This window comes from Streptomyces sp. CY-1, assembly GCF_047218265.1.
Lineage (GTDB): Bacteria > Actinomycetota > Actinomycetes > Streptomycetales > Streptomycetaceae > Streptomyces > Streptomyces niphimycinicus.
This window is the reverse complement of sequence record NZ_CP178393.1, coordinates 5,272,207-5,297,622: the sequence shown is the minus strand read 5'-3', so window position 1 is coordinate 5,297,622 and position 25,416 is coordinate 5,272,207. Positions and strand designations below refer to the sequence as shown.

24 protein-coding genes are annotated in these 25,416 nt (G+C 71.9%); 15 read left to right on the top strand and 9 right to left on the bottom strand.

Annotated elements, in window-relative coordinates; all coding sequences use genetic code 11:
* The first annotated feature begins 108 nt into the window (after nt 1-108).
* The 3 genes from ACK1X7_RS22580 to ACK1X7_RS22570 all read left to right on the top strand — a co-directional run bounded on the left by ACK1X7_RS22580 (nt 109) and on the right by ACK1X7_RS22570 (nt 3,374).
* On the top strand, nt 109-1,272 hold the full coding sequence (locus ACK1X7_RS22580) for an acyl-CoA dehydrogenase family protein (RefSeq protein ID WP_390795515.1): 1,164 nt from the start codon (nt 109-111) through the stop codon (nt 1,270-1,272).
* A gap of 8 nt (nt 1,273-1,280) precedes the next feature.
* Nucleotides 1,281-2,336, top strand: coding sequence for an acyl-CoA dehydrogenase family protein (locus ACK1X7_RS22575; RefSeq protein ID WP_413115576.1), 1,056 nt, complete (start codon nt 1,281-1,283; stop codon nt 2,334-2,336).
* Between the two features lie 465 nt (nt 2,337-2,801).
* Nucleotides 2,802-3,374: an ATP-binding protein gene (locus tag ACK1X7_RS22570; protein ID WP_413115575.1), complete on the top strand. Its 573-nt coding sequence runs from the start codon at nt 2,802-2,804 to the stop codon at nt 3,372-3,374.
* Between the two features lie 251 nt (nt 3,375-3,625).
* Here the strand turns inward: ACK1X7_RS22570 and ACK1X7_RS22565 are convergent, their stop codons facing one another.
* Nucleotides 3,626-4,552, bottom strand: coding sequence for a cyclase family protein (locus tag ACK1X7_RS22565; RefSeq protein WP_413115574.1), 927 nt, complete (start codon nt 4,550-4,552; stop codon nt 3,626-3,628).
* Between the two features lie 110 nt (nt 4,553-4,662).
* Here ACK1X7_RS22565 and ACK1X7_RS22560 point away from each other — a divergent pair, with 110 nt between their 5' ends.
* The 7 genes from ACK1X7_RS22560 (at nt 4,663) to ACK1X7_RS22530 (ending at nt 11,033) form a co-directional block, all read left to right on the top strand.
* Nucleotides 4,663-5,574: an SDR family oxidoreductase gene (locus tag ACK1X7_RS22560; protein WP_385139179.1), complete on the top strand. Its 912-nt coding sequence runs from the start codon at nt 4,663-4,665 to the stop codon at nt 5,572-5,574.
* A gap of 83 nt (nt 5,575-5,657) precedes the next feature.
* Nucleotides 5,658-6,908, top strand: a complete 1,251-nt coding sequence (locus ACK1X7_RS22555) for an acyl-CoA dehydrogenase family protein (protein ID WP_385139176.1) — start codon at nt 5,658-5,660, stop codon at nt 6,906-6,908.
* A complete protein-coding gene (locus ACK1X7_RS22550; RefSeq protein ID WP_413115573.1) occupies nt 6,905-8,371 on the top strand; it encodes an aldehyde dehydrogenase family protein in 1,467 nt (488 codons plus the stop codon). The genes ACK1X7_RS22555 and ACK1X7_RS22550 overlap by 4 nt, the downstream gene beginning before the upstream one ends.
* Nucleotides 8,372-8,393: 22 nt before the next feature.
* Nucleotides 8,394-9,443, top strand: coding sequence for a Zn-dependent alcohol dehydrogenase (locus ACK1X7_RS22545; RefSeq protein ID WP_390795512.1), 1,050 nt, complete (start codon nt 8,394-8,396; stop codon nt 9,441-9,443).
* 199 nt (nt 9,444-9,642) lie between these two features.
* Complete coding sequence (locus ACK1X7_RS22540; protein ID WP_385139167.1) at nt 9,643-10,239, top strand: HAD family hydrolase; 597 nt, start codon at nt 9,643-9,645, stop codon at nt 10,237-10,239.
* The gene (locus tag ACK1X7_RS22535) at nt 10,179-10,649 is read left to right on the top strand and encodes a substrate-binding domain-containing protein (RefSeq protein WP_385139164.1); all 471 of its coding nucleotides are present in this window, start codon (nt 10,179-10,181) and stop codon (nt 10,647-10,649) included. Before ACK1X7_RS22540 ends, ACK1X7_RS22535 begins: the two co-directional genes overlap by 61 nt.
* 48 nt (nt 10,650-10,697) lie before the next feature.
* Entirely contained in the window at nt 10,698-11,033 is a 336-nt protein-coding gene (locus ACK1X7_RS22530) for a hypothetical protein (RefSeq protein ID WP_413115572.1), read from the top strand.
* A gap of 68 nt (nt 11,034-11,101) precedes the next feature.
* Here the strand turns inward: ACK1X7_RS22530 and ACK1X7_RS22525 are convergent, their stop codons facing one another.
* Nucleotides 11,102-12,157 carry a GlxA family transcriptional regulator gene (locus ACK1X7_RS22525; protein ID WP_390795509.1) on the bottom strand — a complete coding sequence of 352 codons (1,056 nt, stop codon included), beginning with the start codon at nt 12,155-12,157 and terminating at the stop codon, nt 11,102-11,104.
* A gap of 112 nt (nt 12,158-12,269) precedes the next feature.
* Between ACK1X7_RS22525 and ACK1X7_RS22520 the strand changes: the two genes are divergently transcribed.
* Nucleotides 12,270-13,604, top strand: a complete 1,335-nt coding sequence (locus ACK1X7_RS22520) for an MFS transporter (RefSeq protein WP_413115571.1) — start codon at nt 12,270-12,272, stop codon at nt 13,602-13,604.
* Between the two features lie 104 nt (nt 13,605-13,708).
* Here the strand turns inward: ACK1X7_RS22520 and ACK1X7_RS22515 are convergent, their stop codons facing one another.
* The 4 genes from ACK1X7_RS22515 to ACK1X7_RS22500 form a co-directional block, all read right to left on the bottom strand.
* Nucleotides 13,709-14,344, bottom strand: coding sequence for a flavin reductase family protein (locus ACK1X7_RS22515; RefSeq protein ID WP_385139152.1), 636 nt, complete (start codon nt 14,342-14,344; stop codon nt 13,709-13,711).
* A gap of 91 nt (nt 14,345-14,435) precedes the next feature.
* Nucleotides 14,436-15,251 carry an enoyl-CoA hydratase/isomerase family protein gene (locus ACK1X7_RS22510; protein ID WP_385139150.1) on the bottom strand — a complete coding sequence of 272 codons (816 nt, stop codon included), beginning with the start codon at nt 15,249-15,251 and terminating at the stop codon, nt 14,436-14,438.
* Between the two features lie 16 nt (nt 15,252-15,267).
* A complete protein-coding gene (locus ACK1X7_RS22505; protein WP_385139148.1) occupies nt 15,268-17,517 on the bottom strand; it encodes an acetate--CoA ligase family protein in 2,250 nt (749 codons plus the stop codon).
* A 205-nt stretch (nt 17,518-17,722) separates the two neighbouring features.
* Nucleotides 17,723-18,877, bottom strand: a complete 1,155-nt coding sequence (locus tag ACK1X7_RS22500; RefSeq protein ID WP_385139145.1) for a flavin-containing monooxygenase — start codon at nt 18,875-18,877, stop codon at nt 17,723-17,725.
* A gap of 226 nt (nt 18,878-19,103) precedes the next feature.
* On the opposite strand from ACK1X7_RS22500, the gene ACK1X7_RS22495 reads away from it, so the two are divergent.
* Together ACK1X7_RS22495 and ACK1X7_RS22490 are read left to right on the top strand one after the other, a co-directional pair.
* Entirely contained in the window at nt 19,104-19,556 is a 453-nt protein-coding gene (locus ACK1X7_RS22495) for a DoxX family protein (RefSeq protein ID WP_216344586.1), read from the top strand.
* Nucleotides 19,538-19,996, top strand: a complete 459-nt coding sequence (locus ACK1X7_RS22490; protein ID WP_390795507.1) for a Zn-ribbon domain-containing OB-fold protein — start codon at nt 19,538-19,540, stop codon at nt 19,994-19,996. Before ACK1X7_RS22495 ends, ACK1X7_RS22490 begins: the two co-directional genes overlap by 19 nt.
* A 175-nt stretch (nt 19,997-20,171) precedes the next feature.
* Here the strand turns inward: ACK1X7_RS22490 and ACK1X7_RS22485 are convergent, their stop codons facing one another.
* Nucleotides 20,172-20,864 (bottom strand): pyridoxine/pyridoxamine 5'-phosphate oxidase, encoded by a 693-nt coding sequence (locus tag ACK1X7_RS22485; protein WP_413115570.1) that lies wholly within the window; start codon nt 20,862-20,864, stop codon nt 20,172-20,174.
* 163 nt (nt 20,865-21,027) lie between these two features.
* The gene (locus tag ACK1X7_RS22480) at nt 21,028-22,206 is read right to left on the bottom strand and encodes a thiolase C-terminal domain-containing protein (RefSeq protein WP_385139136.1); all 1,179 of its coding nucleotides are present in this window, start codon (nt 22,204-22,206) and stop codon (nt 21,028-21,030) included.
* A gap of 112 nt (nt 22,207-22,318) precedes the next feature.
* On the opposite strand from ACK1X7_RS22480, the gene ACK1X7_RS22475 reads away from it, so the two are divergent.
* Entirely contained in the window at nt 22,319-23,725 is a 1,407-nt protein-coding gene (locus ACK1X7_RS22475; protein ID WP_413115569.1) for an acyl-CoA dehydrogenase family protein, read from the top strand.
* Nucleotides 23,725-24,207 carry a nitroreductase family deazaflavin-dependent oxidoreductase gene (locus ACK1X7_RS22470; RefSeq protein WP_385139130.1) on the top strand — a complete coding sequence of 161 codons (483 nt, stop codon included), beginning with the start codon at nt 23,725-23,727 and terminating at the stop codon, nt 24,205-24,207. The genes ACK1X7_RS22475 and ACK1X7_RS22470 overlap by 1 nt, the downstream gene beginning before the upstream one ends.
* Nucleotides 24,208-24,437: 230 nt before the next feature.
* On the opposite strand, the gene ACK1X7_RS22465 is transcribed toward ACK1X7_RS22470, so the two are convergent.
* Nucleotides 24,438-25,085: a TetR family transcriptional regulator gene (locus ACK1X7_RS22465; protein ID WP_385139127.1), complete on the bottom strand. Its 648-nt coding sequence runs from the start codon at nt 25,083-25,085 to the stop codon at nt 24,438-24,440.
* Between the last annotated feature and the right edge of the window lie 331 nt (nt 25,086-25,416).

Here is a 25,416-nt window from a genome sequence, read left to right as displayed (position 1 = left end):
TAGTGCTGGAAGCGTAAGGCCGCGCGCCTTGTCGGTCCAGGGGGTGCGGGCTAGCCTGCGGATGCCCGCCCTGTCTGACGGAGCATCAGAAACGGAGGTCGGCCGCTGATGGATCTCGCCTTCACCGAGGACGAGGAGGACTTCCGGCACCGGCTGCGCGCCTGGCTCGCCGACGCTCTGCCCATGCTGCCGGACCGCCCGCATCCCGCCGACTGGCCCGGCCGCCGCGCCTATGACTGCGGCTGGCAGCGCATGCTCCACGACGCGGGCTACGCCGGGCTGCACTGGCCGAAGGACGCGGGCGGCCAGGGCGCGACGCCCACTCAGCATCTGATCTTCCTGGAGGAGACCGAACGGGCCGGTGCGCCCTATGTGGGCGCGGGCTTCGTCGGACTGCTGCACGCGGGCCCCACCATCGCCGCCGAGGGCACCCCGGAGCAGCGGGCCCGCTGGCTGCCGCCGATCCTGCGCGGGGACGAGGTGTGGTGCCAGGGGTTCTCCGAACCGGACGCCGGCTCCGACCTGGCGTCGCTGCGCACCCGGGCGGTACGGGACGGCGATACGTATGTCGTCAGCGGAAGCAAGATCTGGACCTCGCATGCCGAGATCGCCGACTGGTGCGAACTATTGGTGCGTACCGCGCCGGTAAACGCCGACACGCCGAAGCACCGGGGCATCACCTGGCTTGCGATGCCGATGGACGCGCCCGGGGTCACGGTGCGGCCGCTGCGGACCCTCGCCGGGACGGCGGAGTTCGCCGAGATGTTCCTGGACGAGGTGCGGGTGCCGGCCACCCACCGGGTCGGGGAGGAGAACGACGGCTGGCGGGTGACCATGGTGACCCTCTCCTTCGAGCGCGGTACGGCCTTCGTGGGCGAAGTGGTCGCCTGTAGGCGGGTGCTGGAGGCGCTGGCCCGCACGGCGAAGGCCAACGGACGCTGGGACGACACGGTGCTGCGGCGCCGGTTGGGGCGGCTCGCGGCGGAGTGCGCGGCGCTGTGGCGGCTCACCCAGTGGAATGTGAGCGAGGCGCAGCGCACTGGCGGGGTGCCGGGCGTCGGCGGCTCGGTCTTCAAACTGCGCTTCTCGCAGGTGCGGCAGGAACTGTACGAGGCGGCCGCCGAGGTGCTGGGGCCGGACGCGCTGGACGCCGGTCAGGAGTGGGTCGCGGACCGGCTCTCGTCGCTCTCGTACACGATCGCGGCGGGGACCTCGCAGATCCAGCGGAACATCGTGGCCGAGCGGATCCTCGGCCTGCCGAAGGGACGGTGAGCGGGGCCATGGACTTCCAGCTCACGGACGACCAGCGGGCACTGCGGGCGGGCATGCGCGAGCTGCTGGAACGGCGCTTTCCGCGCGCCCGGCTGCGGGCGGTGGTGGACGGGGACGCGGAGCGGGGCGCGGAGTTGGACCGGGCGCTGTGGCGGGAGCTGGGCGCGGCGGGTCTTTTCGCCCTGCGGGTGCCGGAGTCGGCGGGCGGGGTGGGGCTGGGGCTGCCGGAGGCGGTGCTGGCCTTCGAGGAGGCGGGCCGGGCCCTGCTGCCGGGCCCGCTGGTCGCGACGGAACTGGCGGCGGGGCTTTCGGGGGCGTTGGTGGCGGGGGGTGCGGTGCCGGGGTCGCCGGAGGCGGGGCTTTCGGAGTTGGCCGCGGGTGCTGTTCAGGGCGAGACGGTGGTGACGGCGCTGGACGAGGGGGGTGCGCGGGCGCCGGTGGAGCATCTGGCCTGCGCCGACGCGGTGCTGGCGCTGGGGCCGACGGCGGTCGGGCTGATCCCGGCGGCGGAGGTGGCGCGTGCGGCGGAGCCGATACGGTCCGTTGACCCGGCCACCCCGCTGCACCGCACGGCCCCGAACCGAGCCCGGCAGGACCAGGCGGGGCCGAGCCGTTCGGGGATCGCCGCCCGGCTGCGCCGTGAGGCGACGCTGCTGACCGCGGCACAACAGCTCGGCAGCGCCTCCCGAACGGTCGAACTCGCGGTGGACCACGCCAAGCGGCGTACCCAGTTCGGCCGGCCGATCGGCGCCTTCCAGGCCGTACAGCATCTGTGCGCCCAGATGCTGGTACGCGCGGAATCATCCAGAAGTGTGGTGTATGCGGCGGCGGTCACAGAAGACCCGGGTGACATCGCGGCAGCCAAGCTGCTCGCCGATGAGGCCGCTGTCCACAATGCCCGCAATTGTCTACAAGTTCATGGCGGGATGGGCTTCACCTGGGAGGCGGATGTCCATCTGCATCTCAAGCGGGCCTGGGTGCGGGCAGGTCAGTGGCAGTGCGCGGCCGCGGCGGAGGAGGAACTCGCGGCCGGCCTCGTGTCGACCGTTGAAACATGTTTGTAGCCGAGCTCGATGGATACGCCTGAATTGTTGGGATGTCGCATTCTCTGGGGAGATCCCCAGAGCGTCTGAGGTGACCGAGCGTTGATACCAGGTTGTTTCCTAGGCGTGACTCGTCACAGGGGGGAGTCGGGCCCGGGCTCGGGTACTCTCCGTGGGGTGCGAACGCTTATGGGGTGCAAGAAGCCCGGCGTTGCCCATGGGGCGATTCCGGGCATGCCGACGTGCCCCGCTCGTACGGGGTATGCGACGCCTGAGCTTCGGTGTTCGAGTCCTCAGGACGTGTGTCGCACAGTATGCCCCACGCATACTCCTTGGCGCTGGAATATGACCGAAGCGCTTGTTGGGGTGACTGTACGTCAACCATGCTGTCGCGCAAGTCTCCCAGCGCAAACTGGGGGAGCGTCACGGTCCGTGACCTCTTGGAGGTACAAGGCGATGTGTGTGCCGGTTCGGATGGTGTGAGCAGTGCAGGTGCTTCAGGCGCAGATGGAGGTCCGGCCCGATCCGGCGGAGGTGAGCCGTGCCCGTAGGTGGGCCCGTTCGCGGCTCGTCGGATCGGGGATCGGAGCCGACGAGCCGCTCGCTGAGACGTTGATTCTGCTCATTTCCGAACTCGTCACCAACGCCGTGGTGCACACCGGCTGTCCGGCCGTGCTGCGGATGCTCTTCCCCGCCCAGTCGATGGGCGGCGGGGGTGCCGGTGGGAACGGTGGCGGTCTCGGCGGGGGCGGGGCCCCAGGGCCGTTCGGCAGCCGGGGTGCGGGTCTGGGAACGGTCCGGGTCGAGGTCGCCGACGTCAGCGACCGCGCGCCGCGCCAGCGCTGTGCCGATGAGGACGACACTCATGGGCGCGGCCTGGAGCTGGTCGACGGTCTCGCCGACCGATGGGGCTGGCAGCCGGAGGGCTCCGGCAAGCGGATCTGGTGTGAAATCGACCGCGCGAAGGGTGAGGATCTGCTCTCCAAGCGGCGAGCGGCCTCCCATGCGCCGTCACACATGGGACGAACCAGGCAAAGTCCAGACCAGGTGTTGACGTGACGTGTTCGGTTGATCACTCTAGGATCAGCGATTCGTCGCGAGGGGACGCCGAGGGCTGTGGTGTCTCTGTGGGCCCTGTGTTCACAGTGACGTTCCTTGGCGAGTGCGGGTCGCGCCCCCGCCGCTGAACCAGGGCTCAGCGTCGGGAGCCGGGTGGCGGTGCGCGGTGCCGTGCTCGGGGCGCGCATGAGCGCACCGCCGCCCGAGAAGATCGACCCGCCGTCCCCTCCCGAGCGCCAGGGGTCACGACATCAGAGGATCGCCACAGGGGCGACGGGCGCGCCCGTGCCGCCGGCGAACGGCTCGGGCGGGGCCGACAGCAGAAAGGCGTAGCGCCCCTCCTCGGCGCAGGCGTCGGAGAGTTCCTCCAGATTCCAGTTCTGGCCCTGGAGCATGCCCATCTCGACCAGATCGAGGGCGTGGACCGGCATCCAGAGGTCCTCGATCTCCGGGGGGAAGATCTCGAAGGTCAAGGTGTCATTGGCGACCGCCGCCACATCGCGGGCGTGGAACCACTCCGGTGTGCGCAGGGAGAGGCCCGGTGAGGGGTAGGCGTATGCCTCCTTCTCGCCCGCCAGATACCGCTGGATCTGCCCGGTGCGGACGAGGGCGATATCGCCGGGGCGCACCGTCGTCCCGGCCAGTTCCTCGGCGGCGTCGAGGTCTTCGGGGGTGACCGTATGCCCCTCGGGCAGCCGCTCGGCGCCCCGGGCCCGCGCCACATCGAGGAGCACCCCGCGCGAGACAAGGGGTCCCGCCTTCTCGATACCGCTGAAGGCGGCGCGGCCATGGGTGGTGATGGAGTCGGCGGGTCGGCCGTTGTAGATCCTGCCGGAGTGCGAGACATGGGTCAGCCCGTCCCAGTGGGTACCGGCCTGGAGCCCCATCGTCACCGCGTCGTCGCTGGTCGCCACGGTGCCGGGGCCGAACATCTCGAAGTTGACCGCGATCATCGTATGCAGCGGGTTGATCCGTCCGGGGATCATTCCGGTCTGGATGCCGTCCTGCCGCAGCGGCACCGCGAGCGGCACGCGACGGCCGGTCCGTATGGTCGCGGCGGCCTCCCGGGCCACGGCGTCGGTGATCAGGTTGAGCGTGCCGATCTCGTCGGCCGTCCCCCAGCGGCCCCAGTTGTTGACGCGCTTGGCGATCTCGTGGAACTCGGCTGGCAGCGGCATGGCATCTCCTTCGTCGTTCCCGGTCGACGTTTGTGCGCGAGGGCTTGTACTCGGGCCGCGTGTGCTCAAAAATCTAACGGACCGTCAGAAACTCCGGGAGGGGATGCGTCGTGGGCAACTTCTTGGACGGCAAGGTGGTCGCCGTCACCGGGGCCGGACGCGGTATCGGACGAGCGGTGGCGCTGGCCTGCGCGGCCGAAGGCGCACAGGTGGTCGTCAACGACTACGGGGTCTCGATCGAGGGCGGCGAACCGAGCAGCGAGGTCGCCGAGGCCGTGGTCAAGGAGATCACGGCGTCGGGCGGTGAGGCGGTCGCGGTCGCCGACGACGTCTCGACCATGGCCGGTGGCCAGCGGATCGTGGACACCGCGCTCGAGGGGTACGGACGGTTGGACGGGGTCGTCTGCGTCGCCGGAATCCTGCGTGAGCGGATGCTCTTCAACATGTCCGAGGAGGAGTGGGACCCGGTCGTCGCCACCCACCTCAAGGGCACCTTCACGGTCTTCCGGGCGGCATCGGCGGTGATGCGCCGCCAGCGCTCGGGCACCCTGATCGGCTTTACCAGCGGCAACCACCAGGGCAGCGTCGCCCAGGCCAACTACGCCTCCGCCAAGGGCGGGATCATCTCCCTGGTGCGCAGCGCCGCGCTGGGGCTGCACAAGTACGGCGTCACGGCGAACTGTGTCGCACCGGTCGCCCGCACCCGGATGTCCGCCAACGTGCCGATGGAGCTCAAGGAGATCGGCGAGCCGGAGGACGTGGCGGCCCTGGTCGTCTATCTGCTGAGCGAGCGCGCCCGCGCGGAGCGGATCACCGGGCAGGTCTATACGATCGCGGGCCCCAAGATCGCGGTCTGGGCGCAGCCCCGTGAACTGCGCGCCGGATACACCGAGGGCGCCTGGACCCCGGACAAGATCGCCGACTTCCTCCCGGGCACGGTCGGCACCGACCCCATGCCGATGCTGGCCCAACTGGAGGCCATGGCCCAGGCAGCCGCCACCGGCCAACGCCCCAACGCCTGACCGCGACAACGGCGATAACGGCGATAGGGGCGACAACGGCAGGGCTTGCACGGAACACCGCAGCGCCGACGAGGGGAGAGGCCGTGGACTTCGCTTTCGGACCGGAGGACGAGCGGTTCCGCGCCGAGGCGCGCGACTGGCTGGCCGAGCACTTCACCGGACCGTTCACCGCCCTCGAGCAGGAGCCCGGCGGCCACCCCGGCGAGGCGCGCGGCGATATGGCCGCCCGCCGCGCCTGGGAACGCGAACTCGGCACGGGCGGCTGGATCGGCCTGGGCTGGGACCGTACGGACGGGGCGTACGGCAACCGCGCGGCGACGCTGACCCAACAGGTCGTCTGGGCCGAGGAGTACGCCCGCGCCGGGGCACCCGGCCGACTGGGCCATATCGGCGAGAACCTCCTCGCGCCCACCCTCCTCGCCCACGGCGACCTCGCACAGCGCGCCCGCTTTCTGCCGCCCATCGCCCGTGCGGAGGAGCTGTGGTGTCAGGGCTACAGCGAACCCGACGCGGGCTCGGACCTCGCCGGGCTGCGGACCCGCGCCGTCCGCGACCCGGGCGAGGGCACCTATCGCATCACCGGGCAGAAGATCTGGACCTCCCTCGCCCATGAAGCCGACTGGTGCTTTGTGCTGGCGCGCACCGAGGAGGGCTCACAGCGCCATCATGGACTCTCCTTTCTGCTGGTGCCGATGGACCAGCCGGGACGGATCGAGGTGCGGCCGATCCGGCAGTTGACCGGGACCGCGGAGTTCAACGAGGTGTTCTTCGACGGGGCCGTGGCCCGCGCCGAACACCTCGTCGGCGGCGCGGGCCACGGCTGGCGCGTGGCCATGAGCCTGCTCGCGGTGGAGCGCGGGGTCTCCACCCTGGTCCAGCAGATCGGCTTCGCCCAGGAGCTGAGCCGGGTGGTGCGGCTGGCGCTGGAGACCGGCGCCGCAGAGGAGCCCGTCCTGCGTGATCGGCTCATCCGGCAGTGGGCCGAGCTCAAGGCCATGCGCTGGAACGCCCTGCGCACCCTGGGCGCCGTCCAGAGCCCCCAGGCCCCCGGCCCACGCGATCCCGGTCCGCGGGACCCCGGCGCGCCCAGCGTCGCCAAGCTGCTGTGGGGCGGCTGGCATCAGCGGCTCGGCGAACTGGCCGTGCAGGTGAGAGGCGCCGCGGCCGCACTCGGCCCGGCGCGCTGGACCGCCGGCCGGCCGTACGAACTCGACGCCTTCCAGCGTCTCTTCCTCTTCTCCCGCGCCGACACCATCTACGGCGGCTCGGACGAGATCCAGCGCACCATCATCGCCGAGCGCGTACTTCACCTCCCCAAGGAATCACGCCGATGACGAAGACCTATGCGCACTGGATCGGCGGCTCGTGGCGGGATCCCGGGAACGGGCACTACCCCGTCATCAACCCCGCCACCGAGGAGACCGTCGGCCATGCCCCCGAGGCCGACCCGGCCGACGTGGACGCCGCCGTCCGGGCCGCCCGCGCCGCGTACGACGGCTGGTCGCGCACCGCCCCCCGGGAGCGCGCCGCCGTACTCGACAGGGCCGCCGATCTGCTCGCCGAGCACACCCCGGACCTGGTGCCCCTCGTCCAGGCGGAGACCGGGGCGACGCTGCGCGTCACCTCCGCCCTCCAGGTGCCCCCGGCGATCGACCGCTTCCGCCGCTATGCGCGCGGCGCCCTCGAACCGGACACCGTGCCGCTCGCCCCGCTGCCCATGGCCGCCACCCCGCTGGCGCCCGGCGGGCTGATCGGGGCGGCAGCGGTCCGCCGTCCTCTCGGTGTCGTCGGCTGCATCACCTCCTATAACTTCCCTCTCACGAATCTCGCGGGCAAGGTCGCCCCGGCCCTGGCCATGGGCAATACGGTCGTGGCCAAACCCGCGCCGCAGGACCCGCTGTGCTGTTTGGAACTCGGCCCCCTGCTCAAGGAGGCCGGGCTCCCGGACGGTGCCTTCAATGTCGTCACCGGCTCGCGCGCGGCCGCCGGCGAGGCGCTGGTCGCGCACCCCGGTGTCGACATGGTCAGCTTCACCGGATCCACCGCCGTGGGTAAGAAGATCGCCGAATCCGCGGGGAGGTCGATGAAGCGCACCCTGATGGAACTGGGGGGCAAGGGCGCGGCCATCGTCCTGGGGGACGCCGACGAGCAAGCGATCGCGTCGGCGGTCGGGGCGGTCGGTTCGACCTTCTCCTTTCACAGCGGGCAGATCTGCACGGCGCCGACCCGTGTGCTCGTCCATCGATCGCTGTACGAGAAGGTCATCGCCGCACTCACACACTACGCAGAGTCACTGAAGATCGGGGACCCTGTGGATAACTCCACGATCGTCGGTCCGTTGATCTCCGCCGCGCAGCGCGATCGCGTCGAGGCGTATGTCTCCGGCGCCCGTGACCAGGGCGCCCGGATCGTCGTGGGCGGCGAACGCCCCGCCCGCAAGCCCGGCTTCTACGTCGCCCCCACTCTCATCGCCGACGCCGACCCCGCGATGACCGTCGCGCGGGAGGAGCTGTTCGGGCCGGTCGTCGTGGCCCTGCCCTTCGACGACGAGGACGAGGCGGTGCGGATCGCCGACGCCACCCCCTACGGCCTCTACGACTACGTCTTCAGCGCCGACGCGGGCCGCGCCTGGACCCTCGCCGCCCGTCTGCGCAGCGGAAACGTCGGCATCAACACCGCCCAGCGCCACCCCGAGACGCCGTTCGGCGGGTTCAAGGAAAGCGGGGTCGGCCGCGACGGCGGCTCGTTCGGCCTGCACGCGTACAGCGAACTCCAGTCGCTGGTCTGGGTCTCCTGAGGCACGGGGAAGGGTGATGAGGATGAGAGGCGTCATCTTCGACGGCACGGCGCCGCGCGTGGTCGAGGACCTGGAGGTGCGCGACCCCGGCCCAGGCGAGGTGCTGGTGCGCATCGCCGCCGCGGGGCTCTGCCACAGCGATCTGTCGGTCGTCGACGGCACCATCCCCTTCCCCCTCCCGGTCGTCCTCGGCCACGAGGGCGCGGGCGTGGTCGAGGAGATCGGGCCGGGCGTCACCCATGTCGCTCCCGGTGATCATGTGGCGCTGTCCACCCTCGCCAACTGTGGGACCTGCGCCGACTGCGCCCGGGGCCGCCCCACCATGTGCCGCGCGGCGATCGGCCGGCCGACCCGGCCCTTCCGCCGCGGCGACGAGCGGCTGTACAACTTCGCCTCGAACTCCGCCTTCGCCGAGCGCACCCTCGTCACCGCCGTCCAGGTGGTGCGGATCCCCGAGCAGATCCCGCTCGTCTCCGCCGCCCTCATCGGCTGTGCCGTCCTGACCGGCGTCGGCGCCGTGCTCAACCGCGCCAAGGTGGACCGCGGTGAGTCGGTCGTCGTCATCGGCAGCGGCGGCATCGGGCTCAATGTGCTGCAAGGGGCCCGGATCGCCGGGGCGTTCCCCGTCGTCGCCGTCGACTCCAACCCCGCGAAGGAGCCGCTGGCCCGGCGCTTCGGCGCGACCCACTTCGTCCCCTCCACCGACGCCGTACGGGAGATCCTGCCGACCGGCGCGGACCACGCCTTCGAATGCGTCGGCTCCACCCGGCTCATCCGTCAGGCCGTCGATCTGCTCGACCGGCACGGCCAGGCCGTGCTGCTCGGCGTGCCGCCCGCCGACGCCGAGGCGGCCTTCCGCGTCTCCTCCATGTATCTGGACAAGTCCATCCTGGGCTGCCGCTACGGCTCCTCACGGCCGCAAGCCGATATCGCCCGGTACGCCGACCTCTACCGGCAGGGGTTGCTGCTGCTGGACGAACTGGTCAGCAGGACCTACCCCTTGGAGGACTTCGCCAAGGCCGCCGACGACGCCCACCACGGCAGGGTGGCGCGCGCCGTGCTCACCTTCTGACGGGCTTCCGACCACTTCTGGCGGACTTCCGGCCACTTCTGACGGGCTTCCGGCCACTTCCGGCGGGCTTCCGCCACTTCCGGCGGCGTCCCGACGACGAGGTCTGTTCACCGGCCTTCCCATCGCCGTTCGCCCACTGGTGGGTGCCGCTGGTTACGTTGCCCAGGCGGAACGTTCCCGCCTGGATGGCGCAGCCAATATGGACATCCCTCTCGGCGTGGTCTTCGACCTCGGCGAGGTGCTGACGAGGCCGCGCGCCCGGTCCGGCCTGGAGGGGCGGTTGGCCGGGCTGCTCGGGGTCGAGGAATCGGCGTTCGCCGAGGCGTACTGGGCGCATCGCGACGCCTACGACCTCGGCAGCTCCGACCTCGCCTACTGGTCGGCCGTGGCGGATGCGCTCGGCGTCCCGCTGCCCCCGGGCGCGGTCGACGCGCTGGTGGGCGCCGAAGTCGAGATCTGGACGCGGCTCGACGATGCCTCCCGGATCCTGGTGGAGGACCTGCGGCGCCGCGGCACCCGCCTCGCGCTGCTGTCGAACGCCCCCCACGCACTGGCCCGGACCGCCGAGCGCAGCGACTGGGCCGCGCACTTCGACCGGCTCATGTTCTCGGCCGACCATGGGCTCGCCAAGCCGGACCCCGCCGTCTGCCAGCGGATGACCGCTCTGCTCGGCACACGGACGGCGCCGAGCAGCTCGTGGACCACCTGGTGTCCCTCGGACACAGCCGGGTGGCCGTGCTGCTCGTACCGGAAGAGCTGTCCCTCACTCAGTACGCCCGTACCGCCGCCATGGTGAGCGGTCTGCGGAAACGCGGTGTCGAGACCGTGGTCACCGAACTGGACGACGGCCCGGAAGCCGCCGCGGAGGCGGTGCCCGCGCTCCTGGAGGACCGCGAGATCACAGCGATCATGTGTCCCCGGGACGATGCCATGGTCGGTGTCCTCGAACGGCTCCGCCGAGCCGGAGTGCGGGTGCCCGACGACATATCGGTGACCGGCTTCGACGGCATCGGGCCGCTCACCACACCGCTCCTCGGGCTGACCACGCTGCGCCAGCCGTTGGACGAGATCGGCCGACGCGCCATCGACCTGCTGCTGGAGCTGCGCGCCGACCGCTCCATGCCCACGCGCCATATCCCCCTGCGCGGGGCGGTGGTGGCCGGAACCACCACCGCCGCGCCCCCACCCGCCCCCATCCGGCGCTGAATTCGGGGGTCCGCCCGCCGGAGCCGCGCCCTGACCTCCGGAGAAACCATGTCCGCGCAAACGGCCGCCTCGCCCTTCCGCTACGGGGTCTTCCTCCGCCCCGACCCCCGCACCTGCGCCCTGCTGACCGATCTCCATCTGCTGCTCAGGCAGAGTTACGGACTGGTCTCCTGTGCCGCCTACCCGCCCCACGCCACCCTCGCGGGCAATGTGCCCACCGACGCGCCCGAGGACGAGCTGGCCGACCGGATCGGCGCGGCCCTGTCGGACACCAGCGCTTTCACGGCGTACAACACGGGCATGGAGAAGGGCGGCGGCGGCATCGGGTCAATCTGTGGGTGCATGTCCGCAGTTGGCGGCTCGGGGGCGCGGAAGCGGCCGTGACGGGCTGAGCGGACCAGGCCCTGTCGCCAGGCCCTGTCCCGCTCCCGCGAAGACCCGCAGGACAGGGCTTACGCACGGGTGTCGGCGCCTGAGGCCGTATCGGCCTCGACGCCGGAAGCCGTATCGGCCTCGGCGCCCGCGCGGAAGGTGCGGCGGTAGGCGGTCGGACTGACGCCCACGGCCGCCTGGAAGTGCTGGCGCAGGGACGCGGGGGAGCCGAAACCCGCCTCGCGCGCCACCTGGTCCACCGACAGATCGGTGTCCTCCAGGAGATGACGGGACCGCTCCACCCGCTGCCGGGTCAGCCACTGGCCCGGGCTGACCCCGACCTCCTCGCGGAAGCGGCGGGTGAACGTCCGCACGCTCATCGACTCCTGGGCGGCCAGCTCCCGCAGCGAGATGGGCCGGTCCAGCCGGCCGAGCGCCCAGGCGCGCGCCGTCGTCGTGGTGGCCTGCTGGGGCTCGGGCAGCGGGCGCGGGATGTACTGGGCCTGGCCGCCGTCACGGTGGGGCGGCACCAGGCTCTGGCGGGCGACGTCGTTGGCGACGGCCGTGCCGTGGTCGCGCCGCACCAGATGCAGACACAGGTCGATCCCGGAGGCGACACCGGCCGAGGTGAGCACATCGCCGTCGTCCACGAACAGCACATTCGGATCGACTTTGATCGTCGGGAAGAGCCGCTGGAACTGGCCGACGCTGGCCCAATGGGTGGTGGCCGGGCGGCCGTCGAGAAGACCGGCGGCGGCGAGCACGAACGAACCGGTGCAGATGGAGACCCAGCGCGCGCCCGGCCGGGCATGGGCGAGCGCGGCGGCCAGCGGCTCGGTCATCCGGCCCTGCTCGCGGACCGGGCCGAGTGCGTACGAGGCGGGCACCAGGATGGTGTCGGCCTCGGCGAGGGCCTCCGGGCCGAGTTCCACGGCGATCGGGAAGTCGGCGTCCGTGGGCACCAGACCGGGCTCGACGGTGCAGGTGATCACCTCGTACAGCCGCCGGCCGTCGGCGGAGCGGGCCTTGCCGAAGATCCGGTACGGAATGCCCAGCTCGAAGGGGATCACACCGGGGAGGGCGAGGACGACGACGCGATGGCGCCCGTTGGCGTCACCGGGCGGGGTTTGGGGCACGTGCGGCCTCCCGTCGTTCGGGCATGGCCCCTCAAGGGGCGTGGCCCGATCCTAGCGAATGCTGTCCCACGGGCCACTCGCCGTGACGGAATCGCTGCTCAATGCTGGTCCGGTGACGCAGACAACCGAACTTTCCGGAGCTCCCGAACAGGGCGAGCAGCCCGACCGGCCCCCACGGCGGGCCCTCCCGCGCCTTCCGCACCGCGCCTGGTCGGTCGCCGCCATCGCCTTCGTGACGATCATCGGCGCGGCCGGATTCGCCTCCCTGCCCGGTCTGCTCATCGATCCGCTCCATGACGAGTTCGGCTGGTCGCGCGGCACGATCGGGTTCGCGGTCTCCGTCAACCTCGCCCTCTACGGGCTCACCGCACCCTTCGCCGCCGCTCTGATGGATCGCTTCGGCATCCGTAAGGTCATCGCGGCCGCGCTCGCCGTCATCGCGACCGGTGGCGGCCTTACGGTCTTCATGACCGAGCCCTGGCAGCTCATCCTCTGCTGGGGCGTGCTGGTCGGCCTCGGCAGCGGCTCCATGGCGCTGGCCTTCGCCGCCACCGTGACCAACCGGTGGTTCGTCGCCCAGCGCGGTCTGGTCACCGGCATCCTCACGGCGGGCGGGGCCTCCGGGCAGTTGATCTTTCTGCCGCTGCTCTCCTGGATCGTCGAACGGCACGACTGGCGGCCCGCCGCGATGACGGTCGCGATCGCCGCGCTGGCGATCGTTCCCCTGGTCTGGCTGCTGCTGCGCGACTACCCCTCGGACGTGGGGCTGGCCCCGTACGGCGCCGACGGGCCGCCCACCCCGCGGCCCGCACCCCGGCACGGCGCGGCCCGGCGGGCCGTCAAGGCCCTCGCCTCGGCCTCGCGCACCGGCACCTTCTGGCTGCTCGCCGGCACCTTCGCGATCTGCGGCGCCTCGACGAACGGCCTCGTCAAGACCCACTTCGTGCCCGCCGCGCACGACCACGGCATGCCGGTGACGGCCGCCGCGAGCCTGCTCGCCGTCATCGGCGTCTTCGACATCATCGGGACGGTGGCCTCCGGCTGGTTCACCGACCGCTTCGACGCGCGCCGGCTGCTGGCCATGTACTACGCGCTGCGCGGCGTCTCCCTGATGTTCCTGCCGATCCTGCTGGCCGACGCGGTGCATCCGCCGATGATCTTCTTCATCGTCTTCTACGGTCTCGACTGGGTCGCCACCGTGCCGCCGACCATGGCGCTGTGCCGTGAGCAGTACGGGGAGGACAGCGCGATCGTCTTCGGCTGGGTGCTCGCCTCCCACCAGGTGGGAGCCGGGGTCGTGGCCTTCGTGGGCGGTGTGGCGCGGGACGCCTTCGGCTCGTACGACCTGGTCTGGTACGGCGCGGGGGCGCTGTGCGCGATCGCCGCGCTGATGTCGCTGGTGATCCGGCGCGGCCCGAACGCACAGGCCGCGGCGGCCACGGCCTAGGGGCCGCGCGGCCTTACGGGGCTTACGGAAGACCGCGTGGCGCCTTACGGTCGCGCGGCGTCGTACGGAAGGTCGCGTGGCGCCTTACGGAAGGCCGCGCGGGCTCATGGAAGCGCCGTGAACTCCCCGAAGGAGCCGCGGTGGAAGAGCAGCGGCCCCGATCGCGCCGCGGACTCGTCCGTTCCCAGGGCCCGGACGCGGCCCACCACGACCAGATGGTCGCCGCCCGTGTGGACGGCGTGGACCGCGCAGTCGATCCACGCCGGGACGTCCGCGAGACGCGGTGAGCCGGTGACGGGGGACGGTTCGTGGCGGACGCCCGCGAACTTGTCGGGGCGCCGGGAGCCGCTGACCGCGAAGGCGCGGCACAGCTCGCCCTGGTGGGTGCCCAGGACGTTGACGCAGAAGACGCCCGCGCGGGCGATGCGCGGCCAGGTCGTGGAGGTGCGGGCGACCATGAAGGCGACCAGCGGCGGGTCCAGGGACAGCGAGGCGAAGGACTGGCAGGCGAACCCGGTCGGGCCGGTTCCGTCGACGGTGGCGATCACGGTGATCCCGCTCGCGAAGTGGCCCAGTACGCGGCGGAATTCGGCGGGGTCGACCGGGGGCCGCTCATCGTCGCGCACACAGCGCAGCTCCGGTGGGGGCAGCGGGTCGACCGGTCGTACGGAGGCGGTCGGCGAGCCGACCGCCCGGAGGTAGCGGACGGCGGTGGCGGCCATACCGGCGTGTCCCATCATGGCCCGTCCCCCTTTCTTGGCTTGCCCGACGGTTTTCCTGGCTTTTGTGACGGCTTTCTTGGCTTTTGTGACCGCGTGGGTCTGTGGTCTCTCAGCGGCCTCGGTACACGGGGGGCCGGCGCTCGACAAACGCGCTCACGCCCTCCTGGGCGTCGGCCGTGGTCATGTTGGTCTCCTGGGCCGCCGCCTCGGCGGCGAACGCGGCCGGGCGCCCGGACTCCAGGGAGGCGTTCACCAGCGCCTTGGTGAGGGCGAGGGCGCGGGTGGGTCCGGCCGCGAGGCGCTCGGCCCAGGCGCGGGCGGTCTTGGCCAGGTCGTCGTCCGGGACGACCCGGTTGACCAGGCCCAGCCGCTCGGCCTCGGCGGCGGGCAGCGCGTCGCCGAAGAACATCAGCTCCTTCGCGCGCTGCGGGCCGGTCAGCCGGGGCAGGAGGTACGCACCGCCCCCGTCGGGGACCAGACCGCGGCGGATGAACACCTCGATGAAGACGGCCGATTCGGCGGCCAGCACCAGATCGCAGGCGAGGGCGAGATGGGCGCCGAGCCCGGCCGCGGTGCCGTTGACGGCGGCGATCACCGGCTTCTCGCAGTCGAGGACGGCGGCGATGAGCCGCTGCGCTCCGCCGCGGATCAGCCGGGCGACATCGCCCGCGACGCGTTCCGCCGCGGCCGGTGCGCCGCGCAGATCCGCTCCGGCGCAGAAGCCCTTGCCGGTGGCGGTCAGCACGACGGCCCGGACGGCCGGGTCCGCGGAGGCGTGGTCCAACAGCGAAATCAGGTGTTCTCGCTGGTCGGGGGTGATGGCGTTCATCGCGGCGGGGCGGTTGAGCGTGATCCACGAGACGCCGTTGTCAGTGGTGTGCCGTACAACGGAGTCAAGCGCTTCTTCGGGGGAGGGAGAGGTCATGGAAACGCTCCATCGGTCAGCGGCAGATCGCCAGCGCGTCCAGTGCCACGGCGCCCTGGCCGCGTTCCAGGACCATCAGCGGATTGACGTCGAGTTCGGCGAGGTGGTCCCCGAGTTCCAGGGCCATGCGCTGGACCCGCAGCACGACTTCCACGAGCGCGTCCACATCGGCCGGGGGAGCACCGCGCACACCGTCGAGGAGGGCGCGGCCACGCAGTTCGGCGAGCATCGCGCGCGCCTGGTCCTCGCCGAACGGGGGGACGCGTACGGCGGCGTCGCGGAACACCTCGACGAGCACACCCCCTATACCCACGGTCACGGTCGGGCCGAAGAGGGTGTCATGGCTCATGCCGACGACCATCTCCACCCCGCGCTGGACCATTTGGCAGACCAGCACCCCGTCCAGCTCGACGCCTTCACAGCGGGCGATGTCGGTGAGCTCCCGATAGGTGTCGCGGACCTGGCTGGCCGAGGTCAGCCCCAGCCGGACCAGCCCCAGCTCGGTCTTGTGGGCGAGCTGCGGCGCGGATGCCTTCATGACGACGGGATAGCCCACGAGCCCGGCGGCGCGGACGGCCGCCGCGGCGCTGGTCACCAACTGCTCGCGCGGCACCCGGATGCCGTACGCCCGCAGCAGTTGTTTCGCCGCGTGCTCGCTCAGGCGGCCTCCTGGGCGCAGCAGATCGCGCACCTTGCGCAGGGACGGGGACGGGGTGCGCGGGGCGTCGTCGAAGGGGGAGCGGTAGGAGGCGGTGAAGCGGTGGTGCCCCAGATAGGCGCGCACGGCGGTGATGCAGTTGGCGAACGTACGGAAGGTGGCCACGCGCGAGGAGCCCAGCAGAGTGGTGCGGTAGGCGTCCTCGGTGCCGACCGGCGAGCCCCACACCACGCACACCAGCTTGTCCGTCTGCTCCGCCGCCTCCACCAGATCCTGCGCCAGCTTGTCGCTCATGGGCGGAAAGGGGCCGGTGATCGGGCAGATCAGCACGCCCACGGCGGGATCGGCCAGGATCGCATCGATGATCTTGCGGCCGCGCCAGTCGCCGACCGGATGGCCGCCGTTGTCGACCGGGTTGGCGACGCTGAGATCGCCGGGTATCCACTGGTGGAGTTCGGTCTGCTTCTCGGCGGAGAGGGTGGGCAGGGTGAGCCCCGCCGAGGTGGCGAGATCGGAGAAGTGGGCCCCGGTGCCCCCGGAGATCGAATACACCACGACGCCCTCGGCGAGCGGCGGGCGGGCGCGGGCGAGCAGCGCCGCCGTGTCCTGTAGCTCGTCCAGGCCGTCCACGCGGATCACGCCGAACTGCCGCATGGCCGCGTCCACCACCGCGTCCGAGCCGGTCAGCTTGCCGGTGTGGGAGGCGGCGGTGCGGGCGCCGGTCTCGGTGCGGCCGACCTTCACGGCGACGACGGGCACCTTGGCGCGGGCGGCCCGGTCGGCGGCGAGGAGGAAGCTGCGCCCGTCCTTCAGCCCCTCCGCGTACAGGGCGATGGCGCCGACCTCGGGCCGGTCGGCGAAGTAGGAGATGAAGTCGGCGGTCTCCAGATCGGCCTCATTGCCGGTCGGGGCCCAGTGGCTGAGCCGGATACCGAGTTCCTGGAGGGTGAAGACCGGGCGGCCCTGGTGGCCTGACTGGGTGATGAGGGCGATGGCGGGCCCGTCGAGGTCGTCGCGGAACTTCTCGAAGGCGTTGAGGTTGGTGTTGGGGCCGAGCAGCCGCAGCCCGACGCCGCGGGCGGCGGCGGCCAGCCGGGCCTGTGCGGCGGCGCCCTCGGGGCCGGTCTCGGCGAAGCCGGACGCGAAGGCGACGGCGAACTTCACCTTGCTCCCGTCGAGTTCCTCGATGACCGGGAGCGGATCACGGACGAGGAGGACGGCGAGGTCGACGGGCTCGGGCAGCGCGGCCACGGACGGTACGCACGGAATGCCGAAGACGGCGGAACGGGAGGGATGCACCGGGTGCAGCCGGGCGCCGACGCGTTCGGCCCAGGCCAGAAGCTGGCGGGTGATACCGGTGTTGGGACGGCCGTCCGCGTCGGAGGCCCCGATGAGGGCCACCGACTCGGGATGGAAGAAGCGGTCCAGATCGGGGACGGCGGAGTGCAGCGGGCGCCCGCTGACGTCCACGTCGTCCGCGCCTTCGACGGTCCCGCCCGCCGCCTCCGTGCTGGAGACGTGCACGGCGGGGCCGGGCGCCCGCCCGCAGGCGACGGCGCGGGCATGACGGGAGTTGGTGGTCAGGGTGCCGTAGGTCGATCCAAGCATCGGTATCCGCCACTCCTGCTCGTTGGCCAATAACCGGGCAGGTGACCGGGTGGTTCGGCGGCAAAACTGACGCCAAGTCACATTACCCAGTAGTCAGGTTACTGAACTGACGGCCTGTCAGGAATGCTCGGGAAGCGGGGAACACGCAGGGTGACCGTGGGGGTGGCGGAATACGTCCGCCTTGGTGGTCTCGCCCGCTTCGCGGTCATGCCGTGGTGCGGGCCACCGTCTTGGCGATCTTCCGGGCGTCGATGGCCAGCTCGCGCAGCATCCCGCTGATCGGGTTCGTATAGCCCGTGAAGTGCAGTCCCGGGGCGGACTTCAGGGTCCGGCGACCGTGCGGGAGGGGGCGACCGCGGTCGTCGAGCACGCCCAGATGGCCGACCAGCTCCTCGAGGCCGCGCCGGTAGCCGGTCGCGGCGATCACCACCTCGGGGCCGATCCGTGAGCCGTCGGTGAGGACCACCTTGTCCAGATCGAAGGAGTCGACCGCCGGGACCACCTCCACCCGTCCCGTCCGTACCGCGTCGACCAGCCCCACGTCCTGGACCGGGATGGCGCCCTCCCGTACGCGGGTGTAGAGCCCGGTGTCGGGCCAGGGCAGACCGTGCTCGGTCAGATCCGGCATGCTCAGCCGGCACATCGCTCGCGCCGCCCGGTCCACCGCGCGCCGCGGCAGCCTGCGCACCAGGATGCCGGTCGCCTGCGCGGGCCAGCCCGCCGTGGAGCGGCGCAGAATGTGCGGCACGGTACGGATCGCCAGCCGCACCCGGGCCGCGCCGCCCTCGACCAGGTCGACCGCGATCTCCGCGCCCGTGTTGCCGACGCCCACCACGAGCACATCGCGGCCCTCGAAGGGGCGGGCGTTGCGGTAGTGGGCGGCGTGCAGCAGCTCACCGGTGTAGGCGGTGCGGCCCGGCCAGTCCGGCACCCGTGGGGTGTGGTTGAAGCCCGTCGCGACAACGGCCACGGGTGAGGACAGTGCCCGGCCGCCCGTGGCGCGCAGCACCCACTCCGTGTTGTCGGACGACCGGTCGATACGGGAGACCTCGACCCCCGTGACGATCTCCAGCCGGTGGTGCTCGGTGTAGCGCTCCAGATAGCGCACCACGTCGTCGCGCCCGACCCAGCGCCCGTAGGACCGGGGGATCGGCAGGCCGGGGAGTGCGGACAGCCGGCGCGTGGTGTGCAGATGCAGCCGGTCGTAGTGGTTGCGCCAGGACGCCGCGACCGCCTCGGACTTCTCCAGGACGACGGCGCGGATCCGGCGGTGGCTGAGCGCGGCAGCGGCGGCGAGTCCGCCCGGTCCACCGCCGATCACATAAACGGGTGAGGACTTCTCGGAGGAGCTGTCGGCCATGCGGGTGAGGGTAGCCGGGTATTTGACGGGTTTCGGTCAAAGCGATCCGGTCAAAGTGATTCCGAATGGATTGCGGACAGGTCACGGCCGGTCTTCCGGCCTGTCGGCCGCCGCTCCGGTGTCCCGTCGGTCACTGTTCCGCTGGTGCGACCCCTTGCGCGGGTCGTGCCCGTCCCGTGAAACTGACGTACCGTCAGATTTGCTGGGATGGGAGAGGTGGGGGACGATGCGGACGATCGGGCTCAGCGGGGCCGAATGGCTCGCCGTACTGCGCATCGGACTCGGCCTGTGGTGGCTCGAGAGCTGGCGGCACAAGGACAAGAAGGACTGGTTCGAGCGCGGCACCGGTATCGGCTGGGCGGTGGGCGTGGCCGACAAGCACCGCTGGGCGTTTGTCCGCAGCGGCTTCGGCGCGGTGGTCACTCCCCGACCCAAGGTCATGGCGTATGTCGTCGTCTACGCCGAACTCGCCCTCGGCCTCGGTCTGACGCTCGGCTTTCTGACCCCCATCGCCCTGGTCGGCGCGATCGTGCTGAATCTGCTCTATTTCCTGCTGATGATCCACGACTGGGCGGAGCAGGGGCAGAACTCGATGATGGTGCTGATCTCCGTGGTCGGACTCTTCGGCATGAGCTGGCAGACCTGGTCGCTGGACGAGGCATGGGGGCTGTTCCTGTGAGCCCGGCACCGCCCGCGGGCGCCCCGCGCTTCGACCTGCCCGAGATCGACGCCTTCACCCGCCCCTACTGGGACGCCGCGGCCGAGGGCCGGCTGCTGATCCGGCGGTGCGCAGACTGCGGCCGGGCCCATCACTACCCGCGCGAATTCTGCCCGTACTGCTGGAGCGAGGACGTCATCTGGGAGGAGGCGAGCGGCGCCGCGACGCTCTACACATGGTCCGTGGTGCACCGCAATGATCTGCCGCCGTTCGGCGCCCGCGTCCCGTACACCGCCGCCGTCGTCGACCTCGCCGAGGGGCCGCGGATGATGACCGAACTCATCGAGGCCCCGGCGGGCGGTCCGCGCGTCGGGATGCGGCTCCGGGTGGCGTTCCGGACGGCCGATGCCGCCGAGGGGGACGCTCCTGCCGTTCCCGTCTTCCGGCCGCTGCTCGCCTAGCCGGCCCCCGGCCCTGCCCGCGCGTGCCTGGCGTTATGGCGTGACCGCCTTACGGTCGCACTGTTCAAGGGTGCGCGCCTTACGGTCGCGTTCGCCTGCTCGTCGCACCCTTATGGTCGTCGCCAAACGGCCGCACCGCCGTTACGGCCGCACCGCCGCTACGGCCCCACCGCTCCTACGGCCACAGCAGCTCCCGCCGCCAGCCGCCGGGCTCGCCCGGGTCGCGGCGGTAGCGGAGCCGTACGTGCCGCCGCCGCGCCTCCTCCTGGTAGAACTCGACCTCGTCCGCCTCCAGGACGTACAGGGTCCAGGTGGGGGCGGTCGCGTCCGGTTCGCGTTCGGCCCGCTCGTACGCCGTCTCGAAGGCCCGTAGCAACTCCTCGTGCGAGCCGAGTACCTCGCTCTGGCGTCCGCTCCCGGCCAGCGCCGCCGCGAGCGCCGCCGGGGACCGGCCGCGCAGATCGGCCGCGCTCTCCTCCGGCCCGGCCTCGCCGACCCGCCCGCTGACGCGCACCTGACGGCCCGCCCGCATCCAGTGGAACGCGAGCGAGGCGTACGGGTTCTCGGCCAGTTCCCGGCCCTTACGGCTGGTGCGATGGGTGCCGAAGTGCCAGCCGTGCTCATCGGCGTCGTGCAGCATCACCGTGCGCTGGGACGGGTGGCGGTCGGCGTCCGCGGTGGCCAAGGTCATGGTGTGCGGGCCGGGTTCCCCCGCCTCGGCGGCCTCCCGCAGCCACCGCCGGAAGAGCGGAAGCGGTGCCTCCGGGGCCGTGTCCGGGTCGAAGACCGGCAGCTCGCCCGCATGGGGTACGCGCAGGCCGCGCAGCAGTGCGCGGAATGCCTCGGCCTCGTTCTGGTCATCGCTCATCGGCTCCCCATCCGATCACCCGCCACGGGCCGGGGCAAGCGGAGGCGTATGTACGGCAGGGGCGGGCCGAGCCGGGCCCGGCGCTGGCCCGGCCGCCGAACCGTCCCCGGCCGCCGAACCGTCCCCGGCCGCCGAACCGTCCCCGGCCGCCGCGCGGGCCCGGTCAGCCGCGGCCCAGGACGACCGTGCCCGCTGAGCAGAACCAGCCCCCCGTCCCCGACGCCACGGCCAGCTCCGGCAGCCGTCCGCCCGCCTTGTGCACCTGCCGCTCCCCGGCCTCGCCGCGAAGCTGCCGTACCGCCTCGACCAGCAGGAACAGCCCGCGCATCCCAGGGTGGCAGGCGGAGAGGCCGCCGCCGTCGGTGTTGGTCGGCAGCTCGCCGTCCCGTGTCAGCCGCCCCTTCGCCGCGAATGCCCCGCCCTCGCCCTTGGCGCAGAAGCCCAGGTCCTCGAGGGTCACCAGGGTCATATAGGTGAAGGCGTCATAGAGCTGGGCCACATCGATATCCGAGGGCCGGACGCCCGCCCGCGCGAAGGCCGCCCGTCCCGAGGCCGCGGCCGGGGAGACCGTGAAGTCCTCCCATTCGGACATGGTGGTGTGCGAGACGGCCGTGCCCGAACCCAGCACCCACACCGGGGCTTTCGCCGTGTCCGGTACGTACTCCTCGGCCGCGAGCAGCACCGCGCAGCCGCCGTCCGAGCGGATGCAGCAGTGCAGTTTGGTGAAGGGGTCGGCGATCATCGGGCCGCTCAGGACGTCATCGACCGTGATCGGTTCGCGAAACATCGCGTCCGGATTGTGCCCGGCATTGATACGCGCCTGAACGGCGATGTCCGCAAGCTGTTCGAGCGTGGTGCCGTACTCATGCATATGGCGGCGCGCGGCCATCGCGTACTTGGCGACCAGCGTATGCCCGTACGGGACCTCGAACTGGAGTGGACCCCGTGCCCCGAAGGAGAGGTTCGCGGTGCGGCGGCCCGCGCGGATGTCGGCGCGGGCGGTGGAGCCGTAGACGAGCAGGACGGCGCGGGCGTGCCCGGCGGCGATCGCGTCCGCCGCGTGCGCCGCCATGACCTCCCAGGTGGAGCCGCCGACGGCCGTCGAGTCGGTCCAGGTCGGCCGCAGCCCCAGATACTCGGCCACCTCGACCGGTGCGAGGGTGCCGAGCCCCGCCGAGGCGAAGCCGTCGACGACCGACCGGTCGAGCCCGGAGTCGGCGAGGGCGCGGCGGGCGGCCTGGGCGTGGAGGGCGTAGGGGGTGGCCGTGTCGACGCGGCCGCAGTCGGAGAGGGAGACCCCGACGACGGCGACCTTACGGGCGCGTTGCGCTGCGGGCGACATGAATCTGACGGTACATCAGATTTGGCAGAGCCGTGGAGGGGGCGGAGGGGTGGGAAAGTCCGGGGTCCGTCCCTAGTATGACGGTCCGTCAGATAGCGGGAGGTGCTCGCCGATGGACGCCGCGTTCACCGAGGAACAGGACGAGATCCGCCGTACGCTGCGCACACTCCTGCGGGAGCGATGCGGGCCGGACGAGGTCAAGGCGGCGGTCCATACCGCGCCCGGCTACGACGGGGCCCTGTGGCGGCGGCTCGCCCGGACGCTCGGGCTGCCGGGCCTGGCCCTTCCGGCGGCGTACGGGGGCGTCGGCTGCGGGGTCACCGAGCTGGCGCTGGCCTGTGAGGAGACAGGGCGCGTGCTGCTGCCCTCGCCGCTACTGGCCACCGCCGTGTTCGCCGCGCCCCTGGTCGCCGCGGTGGGGACGGAGCCGCAGCGCGCCGAGCTGCTGCCGCGTATCGCGGAGGGCGCCCTTACAGCGGCGCTCGCGGTGCCGGGGCGCGCGCTGTCGGAAGCGCTCGGGCTCGTAGGAGCACGGGACAGCGCGTGGGCCGGTGGGGGGCGCGCGGGGGGTGTCCAGGCGCGCCCGGACGGCGACGGCGGTGCCGGGTGGCGGCTGTATGGGCAGGTGGAGCAGGTGCTGGGCGGGCACAGCGCCGAGCTGCTGCTGGTCGCCGCCCGCGCCGGGGGCTATACCCGCGGCCGGACACTGCTGTTCCTCGTCCCGGCGGGGGCGGACGGGGTTACGCCGGGCGCTGACGGGCTGGTCCGCACCCGGCTGACCGCGCTCGACGCGACGCGCCCGCAGGCCCGTATCGAGCTGCGGAACGTATCCGCCGAGCTGCTGGGGGTGGATGGCGGCGGGAGCGGGGACGGGGTCGCGGAGGCGCTGGCGGCAGTGGGCACGGCGGCCGCGGCCGTGCTCGCCGCCGAGGCCGTGGGGGCGGCGGACGCGGCCCTCGCGCGGACGGTCGATTATGTGCGGGCGCGTGAGCAGTTCGGCCGCCCGATCGGCTCGTTCCAGGCGGTCAAGCACCGGCTGGCGGATGTGTACGTCGCGGTCCAGGCGGCCCGTTCGGCGGCCTACTACGCCGCTTGGGCCGCCGCCCAGGGCGGCGCGGAGGGCGCGGGCGCGGCCCTGGGCGGTGCGAAGGGCACGGAGGCCGCGGTCGCCGGCGGGCTCGCGCTCGCACAGGCGCTGGAGGCGCAGCGCATGGCGGCGGCCGAGGCGGTGCAGCTCCATGGCGGCATCGGCTTCACCTGGGAACATGAGGCGCATCTCTACTTCAAGCGGGCCGCCTCCGACGAGCTGCTCTTCGGCCCCGTCCACCGGCTGCGGGCCCGGGCCGCGGAACGGGAGGGACTCTTCGGCACGGCCGATCGCGCTCCTTACGGTGGCCACGACGGGCGCGCGGGGAACGGTGGCCAGAGCGGACACAGCGGGCACGATGGGCGTGACGGGCGCGATGGCCCTGACAGGCGCGATGGGCGTGACGGGCCGCGGAAGGCGGTGACGGTCTGATGGCCGGTTACGGCGTGAAGCTGGTCCGGAAGGTGTCCTCGACCCGCGCCTTCGCCAAGGTCGCGCCCCATGTCATCCCCGCCTTCGACCGCACCGTCCACCGGCTGACCCGCGGCAAGGTGCTGCCGAGCGCGCGGATGCTGCCCGGTGTGATCCTTACCGCGCGCGGCGCGAAGTCGGGGCTTCCCCGCCGTACGCCGCTGGCCTGTATGCCGGAGGACGGCGGCACCTGGCTTCTGGTCGGCAGCAACTTCGGCCGCCCGGGCCATCCGGCCTGGACCGCGAACCTCCTGAAGCACCCGGAAGCGGAGATGAGCTGGCGGGGCCGGGACATCGCCGTCCGGGCACGGCTGCTGGAGGGCGCCGAGCGCGAGGCGGCCTGGGCGGCGGCCCTCGCCTTCTGGCCGCCGTACGCGAGCTATCAGTCGCGGGTGGAGCGCGAGATCCGCCTCTTCCGCCTCCACCGCGCCGAGGAGCCCTGAGCCGGTCCGCCGCCCGCCATCCGGCCCCCGTCCTCCACCTGGCCCTACCCACCCCTCCTCGGCGGCCCCAGGGCCGGTGGCGGCCGGAGTGGGCGCAAAAAGGCCGCGGCGGATCACTCGGGAGTGATCCGCCGCGGCGTGACAGGACGTGCGGGCTCGGCCGGGCGGCCGGTATCGAGAGACCGGCGGGGAGAGGCCGAGGCAGGGGGCAGGGGAAGGGTGCGGATTCGTTACTTCGGCGGTTTGCGCCCGGTGACGCCGAGGTGGACGAGCCAGGTCAGGCTCGGCCGCAGGTCGGCCTGCTTGACGCCCCAGCTCTGGAAGCCCTTCTGGTGCGCCGCGACCGCGGCCAGCATCGCGACCAGCGAGCCCGCGATGGCCCCGGGGTTGAGATCGTCGTCGATCCGGCCCTTGGCCTGCTGCTCCTTGACGGCGTCCGTAAGCGAGTTGGTGACGGAATTGAGGATCTTCATGCGGATCTTGTAGAACCGCTTGTCGCCCTCGGCGGCGCCCAGGTCGACCACCCTCAGGATGGCGTCATGTTTGCGCCAGAAGGAGAGGAACCCCTCGACCAGGTCCTCCGACGCCGCCGCGCCGGACTTGCCCGCCCATGAGCGGTCGGCGACCAGATCGGTCAGGTTCGCACCCTCCTTCGCCATCTCCTCGGCGAGCTCGAGGACGGCGCCCTCCACATCGGGGAAGTACTGGTAGAACGTCGCAGGCGAGGTCCCTGCCTTACGTGCGACATCGATGACCTTGACGTCTCGATACGGGGATGTGCTGAGCATCTCGCCGAGGCAGTCGAGCAGCTTCTGCCGCGTCGCCTGCCCGCGACGACCGGCCACCCGCCCGTCGACTGTGCGTACTTGTCCTGTCATGCCGTCAGCTTACCGAGGGGTGATCGGAGCGCGATTCGGCTGCGTGCAAATGGGGTTAGGGCGGGATGAGAGGGTTTGTGAGCCTCGCTGAGCAGGCTGGAATGGCTGATTCCGATCCCTGTCCGCCGTCGTCAAGCCCTCAATCACCGCTCACCCACACGTGTGAATTGTGTTATCAACAGGCTGTGGATAACGACGGTGGATGACGCGGTCGGATCCGCCTTGGCGCGGAAAGGATTGGCCAAATAGTTCGAGTTCCAGGGCGAGCAGACCGGGCGATCCCCCGTTAGCGTGGCAAGTGAGGTAAACGAGCCAAGCGGCTCCAAACACG